The organism is Thiolapillus sp., from assembly GCF_048562965.1.
GTDB classification, from domain to species: Bacteria; Pseudomonadota; Gammaproteobacteria; order Chromatiales; family Chromatiaceae; genus Thiolapillus; species Thiolapillus brandeum_A.
On record NZ_JBHNMF010000045.1, the window covers coordinates 1 to 14,080 of the forward strand.

The window sequence follows — 14,080 nt, forward strand, 5'->3', positions numbered from 1 at the left end:
TTAAAGACCGGGAAAAAATGCATGCCTGGATGTATCGTATCCTGCACAATTGCTGGATGGAGCATCTGCGCCGCGCCAGACCCACAACGGATCTCGAGCAGGTGCCGGTGGAAACGGGCGGCAGCCTGGAAGGCAAACTCGAGCAGCAGCAACTGGCCGCCCGGGTGCGTCAGGCGGTAGGCCGTTTGCCCCTGGGGCAGCGGGAGGTGGTCACCCTGGTGGATCTGGAAGAGTTCCGCTATGCGGAGGTTGCCGAGATACTGGATATACCCATCGGCATGGTGATGAGCCGCCTGAACCGGGCCAGAAAGACCCTGCGGACGGAACTGCTGCACCTGCAGACGCCTGTAGTACGTGAGGAAACTATTTTGAGGCGAGTGAAATGAACAAATACAGACCGGAAGCGATGCATGAAAAACTCAATGCGCTGGCCGACAACGAGCTGAATGCACGGGATACAGAGACACTGATGGCCCAGCTTGACCGGGATGAAGAGCTTCGCGGTGAGCTTTGTGACATTCGCCGGGTCAAAGACCTGCTGCAGTATGCTTATCCGGAAGAGCCTGTGGAGAAAACTGCTGCACGAAAATCCACTTATCTGGCACGCGCTGCCGCCGTGCTGGTGCTGGTGCTGTCCGGCTTTGCCGGGGGCTGGATGCTGTCGCCTGATATGGGATCGCCTGATCAGGGATTCCGTCTGACAGATGTGAATGCAGATGTAATGAAAGTGGTCTTGTACCTGGGTGATTCCGATCCAGACAAGTTTTCCAAGACGCTGCAGACCGCTGAGGAATTACTGAAGCGTTACGAGACCAACGGCACGGAAGTCTACGTGGTGACCAGTGCGGGTGGTGTGGACCTGCTGCGTACGGCCACCAGTTCGGTTGCCGCCGACATCAGTGCGCTCAAGGAGCGTTATGCTTCCCTGCATTTCGTCGCCTGTAACAACACACTGTTCAATCTGAAGAAGAAAGGTCAGCCCATCCAACTGGTGAACGAGGCCGAGGTCGCGCCTTCCGCGGTGAGCTTCGTGGTCGATCACCTGAAGAAAGGCTGGACCTACATGGCCATCTGATCCGAGGTCGCTGCCTGCAAGGTTTTCAGGTTATCTCTGAATACAGCTGAATGTATTCGCTGGCGCTTTTGGTCCAGCCGAAGTCTTGTGCCATGGCCGTGCGTATCAGCTTGTGCCATTCGGCGGTGTTCTGATACAGCTTCAGGGCACGTTCCACGGCATGCAGCATGGATGCTGCACTGGGTTCGTGGAAGACGAATCCTGTTGCAGTGCCGTTTTCCAGGTTCTCCTGCGTCGCATCCACGACCGTATCCGCCAGGCCGCCCACATGGTGAATCAGGGGTGGCGTGCCATAGCGCAGGCTGTACATCTGATTCAGTCCGCAGGGTTCGAAGCGGGAAGGCATGAGGAACACATCTGAACCGGCCTCGATGCGATGGGCCAGTTCTTCCGAATAGCCCAGGGTCAGCAGCAGCCGTTGTGGATAGAGTGCTGCCATTTCCCGCAGTGCGCTTTCGTAGTGTTTTTCCCCGGAACCCAGAATCACGATTCGGGCATCATGGTTGTCCAGAATGGAAGGGATGATCTGCAGGAGGAGATCCACGCCTTTCTGTTCCACCAGTCTGCCGATGAAGCCCAGCAGCGGAGTATCCAGCTGGTCATCCTGCAGGAACAGGCCCAACTGCTCCAGCAGCGCCTGCTTGTTACTGCGTTTGCCCGCGAGATAGCGGTGTTTGAGTGAATAATGGACAGGCAGATAGGAATCGGTGGCCGGATTCCAGATGTCCTGGTCTATGCCGTTCAATATGCCCTTCAGCTTGTGATGGTTGGAGCGCAGGACGCCGTCGAAGCCATAACCAAAGCCCGGCGTCTGGATTTCCTCGGCATAGGTGGGGCTGACGGTGGTGATCTTGTCCGAGAACACGATGCCGGCCTTGAGCATGGAGAAATTGCCGAAGAATTCAGTCGCGTCAGCAGACCACCACTCACTCGGCAGCTGCAGATGGGTGAATTCCTCATGCGAGAAGACCCCGCTGTAGGACAGGTTGTGGATGGTATAGACGCTGGTCGGAGCTTCTGGAATGAGCTTGAGAAAAGCCGGCAGCAGTCCGGTCTGCCAGTCATGGCCGTGTACCACATCCGGCTTCCAGTCGAGAATGTCGCCGGAAGACGCCAGTTGTGCCACCGCGCGGGAAAATACGGTGAAGCGCTCGGCATTGTCATGCCAGTTGTAGCCGTCCGGGTGCAGGTAGGGACTGCCGGGACGGTCGAACAGGTCCGTCGCATCCACCAGCAGCAGAGGAACACCCAGGTGGTGGTCGTCGGTTTCCAGGATACGGATCATGTGCATGCGTCCGGCGCCCTGTACCTGCAGCCAGCCGGCGATGCGCAGGCTGGCGATCTGTTCCAGGATCAGGCGGTAGGCAGGCAGAATCACCCGCACATCCATGCCCTGCTGCTGCAGGGCGCGGGGCAGGGCGTGGACGACATCACCCAGTCCGCCGGTCTTCACCAGTGGATAGGCTTCACTTGCGGCAAAAAGTATCTTCATCGCTTCGGTTTCAGTATCAGTGCTGCCAGGGGCGGCAGAGTCAGTTCTATGGAATGGTCGAAGCCCATCCAGGGCGTGTCCTGTACCTCGATATAGCCGGCATTGCCCGTGTTGCTGCCGCCGTACCAGCTGGAATCACTGTTCAGGCATTCCTGGTAGCTTTCAGCGGCGGGCACGCCGATCCTGTATCCAAGACGGGGAACCGGTGTGAAGTTGAACAGGCACAGCAACAGATCTTCCGGATTGTCGCTGCTGCGACGGACAAAGCTCAACACCGACTGTTCGGAATCATGGCAGTCTATCCACTGGAAGCCTTCGCTGTCGAAGTCGGTCTGGTACAGGGAGGCTTCGTTCCGGTACAGCCTGTTCAGGTCGGTGACCAGTTTGTGTACGCCCTGATGGTCGGGAAACTCCATGAGTGGCCAGTCCAGTGCGGACTTGGCATCCCATTCGGTCCACTGGCCGAACTCGCTGCCCATGAACAGCAGCTTCTTGCCCGGGTGGGCATACTGGTAGGCATACAGCAGCCGCAGGTTGGCGAAACGCTGCCACACATCGCCCGGCATCTTGTCCAGCATGCTTCTTTTCAGATGCACCACCTCATCGTGGGAGAAGGGCAGCACGAAGTTTTCAGTCCACAAATAGAGCTGGCTGAAGGTCAGCTTGTCATGGTGGTACTTGCGGTAGATGGGATCCGTTTCCATGTAGGACAGGGTGTCGTGCATCCAGCCCATGTTCCACTTCATGGAAAAGCCCAGGCCACCCATGTACGGCGGGCGGGATACCATGGGCCAGGCGGTGGACTCTTCCGCGACGGTGATGACACCCGGAAAATTGCTGTGGACAACCTCGTTCATTTCCCGCAGGAAGGAGATGGCCTCCAGGTGTTCGCGACCGCCAAATTCATTGGGTGTCCAGTCGCCATCTTCCCGGGAGTAGTCCAGGTAGAGCATGGATGCCACTGCATCCACACGCAGGCCGTCGATATGGAATTCCTCGATCCAGTACAGTGCGTTGGAGATGAGGAAGTTGCGCACTTCGTTGCGGCCGAAATCGAATATCAGGGTGCCCCAGTCGCGGTGCTCGCCCTTCCTCGGGTCGGCATGTTCGTACAGGGGCTCGCCGGTAAAGCGCGCCAGGGCGAATTCGTCCTTGGGGAAGTGGGCCGGTACCCAGTCCAGGAGTACGCCGATGTCCTGCTGGTGGCAGGCATCGATGAAATGACGCAGGTCGTCTGGACTGCCGAAGCGGGCGGTGGGGGCATAATAACCGGAGACTTGGTAACCCCAGGATTCATCCAGCGGGTGCTCCATGACAGGCAGCAGTTCGATATGCGTGTAGCCCAGCTCCTTGACATAGGGTACCAGTTCTTCTGCCATTTCCAGCCAGGTATAGAAACTGCCGTCTTCATGCTGACGCCAGGAACCGGGATGCAGTTCGTAGATGGAGACAGGGCTTCGCTGCCAGTCCCAGTGGTTGCGGTTTTCGATCCAGCCGTTGTCTTCCCAGTCATAGTTGTCGGCCGCGGTGATCAGCGATGTGGTGTCCGGGCGCATGGCCATGCGCTGGGCATAGGGATCTGTTTTGGTGATCAGATGGCCATCATGGCTGAACAGCTCATACTTGTAGCTGTCGCCGGGATGCAGGCCGGGAATGAACAGTTCCCAGACGCCGGAATGGCCGCGGTTGCGCATGGGGTGGCGCAGGCCGTTCCAGCCGTTGAAGTCGCCGACGATGCTGATGCGCTGCACATGGGGCGCCCAGACCGAGAACAGGCAGCCGGAAACGCCGTCGATCTCCTTGAGCCGGGCGCCCAGGAAACGCCAGGCATGGTGATGCTTGCCTTCGTTGAACAGATGCAGGTCCCAGTCGGAAAGCTGGGGATCGAAGCTGTAGGGGGAGACCGCCTGGTGCCAGCTCCCGTCATGTTTTTCCTGCCAACGCAGTTCGTAGTGCAGCGGCAGTTGCTCATGCTGTGTTTTATCCAGCCGGATGACGAACAGATCGGATCCTTCCACCCTGTTCATGGCACCGATACCCAACAGTTCCACCTTCTCGGCATTGGGCATGAAGGCGCGGATGATCCAGCCTTTGTTCAGGGGATGTCGGCCGAGGTAGTCGAAAGGGTCGTGATGACGGCCTTGCTGCAGTCGTTCCAGATGATTCATGATGATGTTTTCCGTTTACTGCGTATGATCTGATCGTGAATATGTGGCGACAGATCATCTGCGGATAATTGTTCCCACTGAAATTTCCAGCGCCAGTTGCCGTTGGCCACTCCAGGGGTGTTCATGCGTGCTTCGCTGCCGAGCTTGAGGAAGTCCTGCAGCGGGATGATGGCGAGGTTGGCTTTGGATTCCAGCACCGTTTCGATCATCTTATCCACCAGGTCGTCTTCCGGCTGCATGTGCAGCATATCCCGGACAAACTGCTGTGTGTTTTCCGGTAATGCCTGATACCAGCCCAGCGTGGTGTCGTTGTCATGCGTGCCCGTATAGGCCACGCAGTTGGGAACGATATTCTGGGGTTTGTGGGGGTTGTCCTCGAAGGCATCGAAGGCAAACTGCAGCACTGCCATGCCAGGCAGTCCGTATTTTTCCTTGAGCTTGCGGACTTCCGGCGTGATGACGCCCAGGTCCTCCGCTACCAGTGGCAGAGGGTCTATGCGGTGCTTGAGAGCTGCCAGCAGTGCGTCGCCGGGTACCTTCTGCCAGTGGCCGTTGAAGGCGGTTTCTTCCTTTGCATCGATCATCCATACGGCTTCCAGGCCCAGGAAATGATCGATACGCACCAGGTCGAACCACTGAAAATGGTGCTCCAGTCGGGCCAGCCACCATTCGAAATTCTCCTGCAGATGATAGTCCCAGTCGTAGTGGGGATTGCCCCAGCGCTGACCGTTCTCCGAGAAATAATCCGGTGGTACGCCGGTCACCCAGGCTGGCTTGCCCTCATCGTCGAGCATGAACCGTTTTGGACAGGCCCATACGTCGGCACTGTCGTGAGCCACAAAAATGGGCATGTCGCCGAACAGATGTATGCCTCTGTCCCGGGCATCGCTGCGCAGCTTCTGCCAGTTGTGATGCAACTGGAACTGCTTCCACTTTATTGCCTGCAGGCTGTCGTGGTAGGTGCTGGCGAACTGCTGCAGGGCATCGGGATCACGCCACTTCAGTTCCTCGGGCCAATCGAACCAGGCGGCTTCCCTGTTGGCTGTCTTTATGCAGCGGAACAGGGCATAGTCGTGCAGCCAGTGAGCTTCCTGTCGGCAAAAAGCCTGGTAGTGGCTGTTGTCTGCATCATAAGGCGCACGACTGTCCAGCAGGGCCGGATTGGCGGCAAAGGCTGACAGGCACTGATACGGCGAAAAATCTGCCTGGGGTACGCCCAGGGGCAGCATCTGCCAGACAGTCAGATCACTTGCGGACATGAAGTCCAGCCATCTACGGGCATCTTTCAGGGTGCCCGAAGGCAACGAGGTGGGATGCAGCAGAACGCCCGCCCTTCTTTGCTGCAGGTTGCAGGGCATGTAGGGCATGTTCAGTTACGCCTCATGGTGCCTGCATTCTCCATTTGTCCGCCGCCGGTGGATATGGGTGTGTCCAGCGTAGCCGGTGGGGTCATATCCAGGGCGCAGTACAGGGTTCTGAGCTGGATGCGGAACAGCCGGTCAAAATCATTGACGCTGTCGGAGGGGTTGTAGTCGCCGAACCACCAGAACCAGTCCGATGCTTCACATATGGCCAGCAGGCGGGTAGCGGTTTCCGCCTTTTTTTTGCTCAGCAGGGCAATTCTGTTGTCGAAAGCGGTCTTGGCATCTGCCAGCAGATCCCAGGCGTGGTTCTTGTCGGCGCTGCCTATCCAGGTCGAGAAGCTGCCATACACCCAGCTGCCGGGAACCAGGTGGGAGAGGGTATCCTTGCGCACCCGGTTGCTTGCTTCGGAAAAGGTGGTGCTTTGAATGACCTCACTGTCGCTTACGGCCTGGTACAGCGCGTCCAGGAAGTAGTGTCCGTTGTTGGGGTAATACTCCCAGGCGTTTTCACCGTCGAGAATGACGGAAACCACATGATCACCCGCTTCGTCGCCCAAGGAACCTGCGATCCTTTCAAGGTGTCCCAGGAAATCGGTGACCGCGTCATCGGCATGCCATTTGCTGTATTCGAATCCGATGAGGTCGGACAGGCCGTCATCACGAAAATACAGCAGGGTCTGGTTTTCGTTCAGCCTGTAGGGGATGAACAGGGCTCTGCGGCAGGCCATGTCATCGGGGTCGCAGGCGGAGGTCATGCAACTGTGGTGCCAGACGGCTTCGCCGGAAGCGGTCCAGCGGACGTCAAGCTCGTCCAGCAGTTTCAGGGCATCATCACTCACGGCGCCTTCGGAAAGCCAGATTCCCTGCGGCCTGAATCCGAAAAAGTGCTCGAAACGCTGTATGCCGTAGCGCAGATGCCAGCGCGAGCGCTCCACGCCATCCGGGTAGTGGGAATGCTCCGGCATGGGGGCATCCGGCTGGGTTTCGATCATGTTGTTGAAATCGTTCAGCAGGGGCACGATGGGGTGTCCCCAGGGAGTCATGGATATTTCGACCTGTCCTCTTTCCGCCAGCTTGCGGTAGCGGGGGATGATGCTTTCGAGCGTTTTCTGGATGATCTGCAACAGGGTGCGCTGGTCTTCGCTGCTGAAACTTCGGGCCTTTTCGATGAGCAGGCGGATTTCTGGCGTCTGTTTCAGCCGGTAGCTGCACCAGGCGAGGTGATACCACATGAGCAGATCCACGAAATACTGCTCATCCAGATAGGTAAGCAGCATTTCCTGTCCCGCCTCTCTGTCGGAGCTGGGAAACTGTTGCAGCAGCGCGTGGAAATGTGGGTAGGGATCGATCATGCGCGGGGCATGTGCCCGGCGGCAGGTCTGGATCAGTTCCCGGCGTTCGTTGACGTTTGGCGGGATGGGGGTGGCGCCTCCCAGCAGGTTGAGCAGTGGGTCGGAGGTGGCTGTGCCATCGTTCAGAAACGCTTTGATCTGCTTCGCATAGTCGTCCAGTTGCTCCAGCAGCACCGGCGCAAAGTTCACCACGGCCTTCATCCGGGGATATTTTTCCAGATGATCCGCCATGTCATCGTAGTCCTTGATGCCATGCAGGTAGACCCAGGGCAGCTGGTAATCGCCATCCAGCCCTTCTCGGTAGTAGGGCTGGTGCATATGCCAGCACAAAACCAGGTTCAGTTTGTTACTCATGTTTCCTCGGGCTTGGTCAAAAATAGATCCTGCCCCAGCATTTCCGGTGTCACCAGCACAATACCTTTGGCCGTGATATGGAAGCGCTTGGCATCTTCCTCGGGATTTTCGCCGATGACGGTGCCGTCAGCAATATAAGTACCCTTGTCGATTATGGCGTTTTGAATACGGCAGTTCTTGCCGATGGTCACCTTGGGAAGAATGACACTGTCCTTGATAGAGGAATGGCTCTCGATCACTGTGGCGAAAAAAATCACAGAGCGTTTGACTCTCGCGCCGGAAATGATGCACCCGCCGGATACCAGGGAATCGATAGCCTCGCCGCGCCGGCCTTCATCGTCGAATACGAATTTTGCAGGTGGATGCTGGGTCTGGTAGGTCCAGACCGGCCAGCCCCGGTCATACAGATTGAGTTCCGGTTCCACCGCACAGAGTTCCATGTTGGCTTCCCAGTAGGAATCCACTGTGCCCACGTCGCGCCAGTAGGCCTGGTTGCCGAGGTCGTCCCTGAAGGGATAGGCGATGGTCTTGGCGGTTTCTATGGCATTGGGGATGATGTTCTTGCCGAAGTCGTGCTCGGAGTCTTCGTCTTCGGCATCCAGCATCAGGGCGTTATAGAGGAAGGCGGTGGAAAACACGTAGATGCCCATGGATGCCAGAGACAGGTCGGGCCGGCCCGGGATTGTTTCCGGATCAGCCGGTTTCTCGGTAAAGCGCGTGACCCGCAGGTCGGTATCGACGGACATGACTCCGAATTCCGTGGCCTCTTCCTTGGGCACTTCGAGGCAGCCGATAGTGAGATCGGCCTCGGAGCGGACATGCACCATGAGCATCTTGGAATAGTCCATGGTGTAGATGTGGTCGCCGCCCAGTACCATGACATAGTCGGGTGCGTGACGGTGCATGATGTCGATGTTCTGGAACAGGGCGTCTGCCGTACCCAGATACCAGTCCTTGGACATGCGTTGCTGGGCGGGCAGTATCTCCACGAATTCACCGATCTCGGCCCGCAGGAAACTCCAGGCACGCTGCAGGTGACGGATCAGCGAATGGGACTTGTACTGGGTGAGGACGTCGATGCGCCGCAATCCGGAGTTGATGCAGTTGGACAGGGGAAAATCGATGATGCGGTATTTCCCGCCAAAAGGGACCGCCGGTTTGGCGCGCCATTTGGTCAGGGCCTTGAGCCTGGAGCCCTGTCCTCCGGCAAGAATCAGCACCAGGGTGTTGCGTGTTATCTCGGTGGCGTTCTTGGTCTGTGTGTAATACTGATAAAGCTTGGCCTGTTCCCGTTCCTTTTCGAGTTTTCTCTTGCTCATGTTGTCACCCGCTGCGCATATTTTTTGCAGGCGCTGCTGGCCTGCGGAAAGTCATTGTTTCTTCAGATAGTTGACCAGCCCGTTGGTTGAGCTGTCGTGACTGGTGCAGGGCAGTGCGCTGTCCAGTTCCTCTTCGATCACGCCTGCCAGCTGCTTTCCCAGTTCCACGCCCCACTGGTCGAAAGCGTTGATGTTCCAGATGACGCTTTCGACGAAAATCTTGTGTTCATAGAGGGCGATCAGCTTGCCCAGGTTGTAGGGCGTCAGATGCCGCATCAACAGCGTGTTGGTGGGCTTGTTTCCCGGAAAGACCTTGTGTGGTGCCAAGGCATCGATCCGGGCTTCGCTCATGCCTGTGTCCGACAGTTCCTTTCTGACCTCTTCCTCGGTCTTGCCCCGCATCAGCGCTTCTGTCTGGGCGATGCAGTTGGCAGAGAGTATTTCGTGGTGCTCACTGATGGGATGGTGGGTGCGGACCGGCAGAATGAAATCTGCGGGCACCAGCTCTGTTCCCTGGTGAATAAGCTGAAAGAAGGCATGCTGACCGTTGGTGCCTGGCTGCCCCCAGATGACTGGGCCGGTATCGTAATCCACAACCTTGCCTTCACGGGTCACCCGTTTGCCGTTGCTTTCCATGTCGGCCTGTTGCAGGTAGGCCGGCAACAGGCGCAGGGAATGATCGTAAGGCAGGATGGCGTGGTTGCCCGCATCGAAAAAATTGCGGTACCAGATACCCAGCAGCCCAAGAATCACCGGCATGTTCTGGGAAAAATCCGCTTCTGCAAAATGCCGGTCCATCTGGTGCGCTCCGCTCAGCAGCTCGCGGAAGTTCTCCATGCCAACCACCAGAGCGATGGGCAGGCCGATAGCAGACCACAATGAGTAGCGTCCTCCGACCCAGTCCCAGAATTCGAACATGTTGTCGTGATCGATACCGAAGGCCTGTACGGCGGAGGAATTGGTGGATACCGCAACGAAATGGTGCCGTATGCGGGAATAATCATCGCCGCTGTTGTCCAGGAACCATTGCCTTGCCGAATGGGCGTTGGTCATGGTTTCCCGGGTAGTGAAGGTTTTTGAGGCGATGACGAAAAGCGTGGTTTCCGGGGAAACCCTGGCAAGGGTCTCGTTGATGTCGGTACCGTCTACATTGGACACGAAATGAGCGGTCAGCCCCTTTTTCCAGTACGGACGGAGCGCGGTGGCAACCATGTGGGGACCTAGGTCGGAGCCACCGATGCCGATATTGACGATGTCTGTGATGGCCTTTCCGCTGTAGCCTTTCCATTCCCCTCCACGAACACGACCGCAGAAATCGTCCATCTGGTCGAGGACGCGGTTGACTTCGGGCATGACATCCTTGCCATCGACCATGACCGGCGTATTCGAGCGGTTGCGCAAGGCAGTGTGCAGGACGGCACGATCCTCGGTGTTGTTGATGTGCTCACCACTGAACATGCGCTTGATCCAGGCTTTCAGGTCAGCCTGTTGTGCCAGATCCTGCAGCAGCCCGAGGGTTTCAGTGGTGATGAAATTCTTGGAATAGTCGAGCAGCAGCTCGCCGAATTCAAGGGAAAACCTCTCGAAGCGCTTGTTGTCGGTGGCAAACAGTTCCTGTAAATGCTGCTGCTTTACCTGCTTTGCGTGTTCCTGCAGGGATTGCCAGGCGGCCTCAAGTTTTTCGGGACTGGATTGTGTTGTTGTGGGCATAGCAGAACTTCAGCCAATTCATCCTTTTTGAAAGCATAACAGATATATGCTGTTGCCTTCATTGGTGATATTGACCCCAGTCATACAAGCCATGAATAATTCAGAAATGTGCAGCAAACGGGATTTGCCGAAGGCGTTGGCCGGATCCGCTTCCAGGAGAAAATGCGGGGCAGGTGATGCCCCTCTTACAACAGGTCTTCTGCCACTTCCAGAAGCTTGTCGGTATCTGCCATATAGAGATTGGGTTTCATCTCTTTGAGCAGGCCCTTGCGCTTGAAGTCTGCAACGGTGCGACTGGCGGTTTCGGTGGTGATGCCGAGAATGGCGCCCATGTCTTCGCGGTTGAACAGTTCGCAGCGGTTGTCTTCATCACAGACCAGCTTGATCAGCAGGCGGGCCACCCGCTGCCGCGCAGAGCCCGTGGACAACTGTGTGATCCACAGATCCGCATCCGACAGCGCGCGCTGCCAGCGTTTCATCAGTTCGTGATGAAGTTCGGCATTTTCCTTGCTCAGGCGTTGCACCACGTCGATGGGCAGGACACAGACTTCGGTGGTTTGCATGATAACCGCATCGTGCTGATATTCATCTCCCAGCAAGGCCTCCATTCCTGTAACATCCGTGCTGCGCAACAGGCGCACGATGCGCTGGGTGCCGTCCGGCAGGTACTGCACCAGTTTGACCAGCCCACTGCGAATGGTGAACAGTCTGTCCGCCTTGTCACCTGCGTGGTAGAGAATATCGCCCGGCTGCAGCGGCAACTGTTCGATGGGCTTGTGAATATGCTCGAAATCCTTTTCTTTCAAACCGGCGAACAGCACCGAGTCACGTATGGAGCATGCGCTGCAGTTTGCCTCGCCCTTCCAGGCATCTTCTTGGGTGACAGTCTTGATCATGGCAGGTTGGATTTGGTCCGTACTCCCCGAACTCATCTATTCGCGGCTATATGAAAAGTGATTTGCAGCGCAATGATAACAATCAAGCAACAACAGTTAATAGCACTATTTTATTCATGTCATCCACTGTTTTGGTAAATACAAACTATGTCACTGTTTTCACTTAAAAAAGTATCGCTTTCCTTCGGTCATCCAGCACTGCTGGAAGATATTGATCTCAGTCTTGGCAAAGGGGAAAGGATCTGCCTGATCGGCCGGAACGGTGAAGGCAAATCCACGCTGATGAAGCTTATCACCGGCGAACTGACAGCAGACAGCGGTGAAATCAGGATGGCTCAGGGCGCCCGTATCGCACGCCTCAGCCAGGAGGTGCCGGATGACTACAATGGCAGCGTATTCGAACTCGTGGCGGATGGTCTGGGTGAGCTTGCCGGACTGATCAAGGACTATCATGCGGCCTGTGTCAGCCTGGCCGATGATGGCGGGGAGAATGCAATGAACCTCTTGTCCCGGATACAGCAGAAAATGGAATCTGCCGGTGGCTGGCAACTGGAGCAGCAGGTGGAACAGGTCATTTCGCGCATGGAACTGGATGCGGATGCAGAATTTTCCAGTCTCTCGGGAGGTATGAAAAGGCGGGTGCTGCTGGCCCGCGCGCTGGCAGGTGACCCGGATCTGCTGCTGCTGGATGAGCCCACCAACCATCTGGATATCGAGTCCATTGCCTGGCTGGAGGATTTCCTGCTCGGCTGGCGGGGCAGCCTGCTTTTCATCACCCATGATAGGGCGTTTCTGCGCAGACTGGCCACGCGGATCATCGAGCTGGACCGGGGCAGTATTACCGACTGGCCCGGCGACTACGACAACTACCTGCGGCGCAAGGCGGAAATGGAAAATGCCGAGGCAAAGGAAAACGCCCGTTTCGACAAGAAGCTGGCCCAGGAGGAGGTCTGGATCCGGCAGGGCATCAAGGCCAGGCGCACCCGCAACGAAGGGCGTGTGCGGCAGTTACAGGCCATGCGTGAAGCGGCCAGACAACGGCGCAAGAAGCAGGGTACGGCCCGGCTGGAGATGAACAAGGGAGACCTGTCTGGCAAGCTGGTGTGCGAGGCAGAGCATGTCAGCTATGCCTGGGATGAACAGCCTGTGATCCGTGATTTCAGCACCACCATCCTGCGCGGCGACCGGGTGGGTATCATCGGACCGAATGGCTGTGGCAAGTCCACTTTGCTCAATCTTCTGTTGGGAAAACTGCAGCCGGACAGCGGCCTGATCAGGATGGGGAGCAAAGTGGAAGTCGCCTATTTCGATCAGCTGCGTGCGCAGCTGGACCTGGAAGCCACGGTCATCGACAACGTGGCCGGCGGCAGAGATACAGTCACCGTCAACGGGCTCCCGAAGCACATCATCGGCTACCTGCAGGATTTTCTTTTTCCGCCAGCGCGGGCGCGGCAGCCGGTCAAGGCATTGTCGGGAGGAGAACGCAATCGCTTGCTGCTGGCCAAACTGTTCGTCAGGCCGGCGAATCTGCTGGTAATGGACGAACCGACCAACGACCTTGATGTGGAAACCCTTGAGCTGCTTGAAGAATTGCTGCTGGACTATCAGGGTACCCTGCTGCTGGTCAGCCATGACAGGGTGTTTCTGGATAACGTGGTAACCAGCAGTCTGGTATTTGAAGGGGACGGGCAGGTGAACAGCTATGTTGGAGGTTATTCAGACTGGCTGGCACAACGCAACCGGTCTCCCGAAAAGAAAAGTTCTGCTGCCGACAAACTGAAACAGCTGCCGGCTTCCGGCCCCAAAAAGGGGTCTTCGGGAAAACTGGGCTACAAGGATCAGCGGGAATTGAATGCCTTGCCTGGAGACATAGAAACACTGGAGTCCGACCGGGAAAAACTGGAATCTGTTCTGGCGGACCCCGAGCTCTATCGCAAAGAGCCCGAAAAAGTGGCTGAACTGACTTCACGCATGCAGGAACTGGATCAGGAGCTGGAAGCAAAATATGCACGCTGGGATGCGCTGGAAGAAAAACGCCTGCAATTGAAGGAGGCGGCAGACTGACAAAGCCGCTGAAAAAGCCGGTTTTGTGTGCAATATCCTGCTTTTACGCTGTAAAAATGCTTGAGCTGCTATAATTCATAGTATAGGGTCTTGAGATGCATTTCCCAGATGACGCGGTATGTGGAATTCCGTGACATTGAATATCATGTAGTCCGGTCTGCCCATTGGCAGGCGAGGGGATAATTACAACTTGGTAAACCACCGCCTGTGGCGGTGAGACACGAAAAGGCTCTGCCGTACCGGCGTGCGAAGTAAGAAAATGGCCTCCTTTGAACCGGCAAGTTCT

General features: G+C 56.9%; 10 protein-coding genes. 3 read left to right on the top strand and 7 right to left on the bottom strand.

Going from position 1 to position 14,080, the window contains the following annotated elements; all coding sequences use genetic code 11:
* On the top strand, positions 1-386 hold a 386-nt coding region (locus tag ACOCD2_RS04530), incomplete at its 5' end, for an RNA polymerase sigma factor (protein ID WP_419582188.1).
* Positions 383-1,075 carry a hypothetical protein gene (locus ACOCD2_RS04535; RefSeq protein WP_293645121.1) on the top strand — a complete coding sequence of 231 codons (693 nt, stop codon included), beginning with the start codon at positions 383-385 and terminating at the stop codon, positions 1,073-1,075. The genes ACOCD2_RS04530 and ACOCD2_RS04535, both read left to right, overlap by 4 nt.
* 25 nt (positions 1,076-1,100) lie before the next feature.
* Here the strand turns inward: ACOCD2_RS04535 and glgA are convergent, their stop codons facing one another.
* The 7 genes from glgA to ACOCD2_RS04570 form a co-directional block, all read right to left on the bottom strand.
* Positions 1,101-2,567 (bottom strand): glycogen synthase GlgA, encoded by a 1,467-nt coding sequence (gene glgA, locus ACOCD2_RS04540; RefSeq protein ID WP_293645123.1) that lies wholly within the window; start codon positions 2,565-2,567, stop codon positions 1,101-1,103.
* Entirely contained in the window at positions 2,564-4,735 is a 2,172-nt protein-coding gene (glgB, locus tag ACOCD2_RS04545; RefSeq protein ID WP_293645125.1) for a 1,4-alpha-glucan branching protein GlgB, read from the bottom strand. The genes glgA and glgB overlap by 4 nt, the downstream gene beginning before the upstream one ends.
* Positions 4,732-6,102, bottom strand: a complete 1,371-nt coding sequence (gene malQ / locus ACOCD2_RS04550; protein ID WP_293645127.1) for a 4-alpha-glucanotransferase — start codon at positions 6,100-6,102, stop codon at positions 4,732-4,734. Before malQ ends, glgB begins: the two co-directional genes overlap by 4 nt.
* Positions 6,103-6,104: 2 nt before the next feature.
* Positions 6,105-7,805 (bottom strand): glycoside hydrolase family 57 protein, encoded by a 1,701-nt coding sequence (locus ACOCD2_RS04555; RefSeq protein ID WP_293645129.1) that lies wholly within the window; start codon positions 7,803-7,805, stop codon positions 6,105-6,107.
* On the bottom strand, positions 7,802-9,124 hold the full coding sequence (glgC, locus tag ACOCD2_RS04560) for a glucose-1-phosphate adenylyltransferase (RefSeq protein ID WP_293645131.1): 1,323 nt from the start codon (positions 9,122-9,124) through the stop codon (positions 7,802-7,804). Before glgC ends, ACOCD2_RS04555 begins: the two co-directional genes overlap by 4 nt.
* 51 nt (positions 9,125-9,175) lie before the next feature.
* Positions 9,176-10,834, bottom strand: a complete 1,659-nt coding sequence (gene pgi, locus ACOCD2_RS04565; protein WP_293645133.1) for a glucose-6-phosphate isomerase — start codon at positions 10,832-10,834, stop codon at positions 9,176-9,178.
* A 185-nt stretch (positions 10,835-11,019) separates the two neighbouring features.
* Positions 11,020-11,730 carry a Crp/Fnr family transcriptional regulator gene (locus ACOCD2_RS04570; protein ID WP_293645135.1) on the bottom strand — a complete coding sequence of 237 codons (711 nt, stop codon included), beginning with the start codon at positions 11,728-11,730 and terminating at the stop codon, positions 11,020-11,022.
* Between the two features lie 147 nt (positions 11,731-11,877).
* On the opposite strand from ACOCD2_RS04570, the gene ACOCD2_RS04575 reads away from it, so the two are divergent.
* A complete protein-coding gene (locus ACOCD2_RS04575) occupies positions 11,878-13,794 on the top strand; it encodes an ATP-binding cassette domain-containing protein (RefSeq protein WP_293645137.1) in 1,917 nt (638 codons plus the stop codon).
* The last annotated feature ends 286 nt before the right edge of the window (positions 13,795-14,080 follow it).

Bases quoted from the DNA above. Each gene is read 5' to 3' on its own strand.
- ACOCD2_RS04575 (WP_293645137.1), top strand. From the start codon at position 11,878: ATGTCACTGTTTTCACTTAAAAAAGTATCGCTTTCCTTCGGTCATCCA.
- glgA (WP_293645123.1), bottom strand. From the start codon at position 2,567: ATGAAGATACTTTTTGCCGCAAGTGAAGCCTATCCACTGGTGAAGACC.
- glgB (WP_293645125.1), bottom strand. From the start codon at position 4,735: ATGAATCATCTGGAACGACTGCAGCAAGGCCGTCATCACGACCCTTTC.
- ACOCD2_RS04570 (WP_293645135.1), bottom strand. From the start codon at position 11,730: ATGATCAAGACTGTCACCCAAGAAGATGCCTGGAAGGGCGAGGCAAAC.
- ACOCD2_RS04555 (WP_293645129.1), bottom strand. From the start codon at position 7,805: ATGAGTAACAAACTGAACCTGGTTTTGTGCTGGCATATGCACCAGCCC.
- ACOCD2_RS04535 (WP_293645121.1), top strand. From the start codon at position 383: ATGAACAAATACAGACCGGAAGCGATGCATGAAAAACTCAATGCGCTG.
- pgi (WP_293645133.1), bottom strand. From the start codon at position 10,834: ATGCCCACAACAACACAATCCAGTCCCGAAAAACTTGAGGCCGCCTGG.
- malQ (WP_293645127.1), bottom strand. From the start codon at position 6,102: ATGCCCTACATGCCCTGCAACCTGCAGCAAAGAAGGGCGGGCGTTCTG.
- glgC (WP_293645131.1), bottom strand. From the start codon at position 9,124: ATGAGCAAGAGAAAACTCGAAAAGGAACGGGAACAGGCCAAGCTTTAT.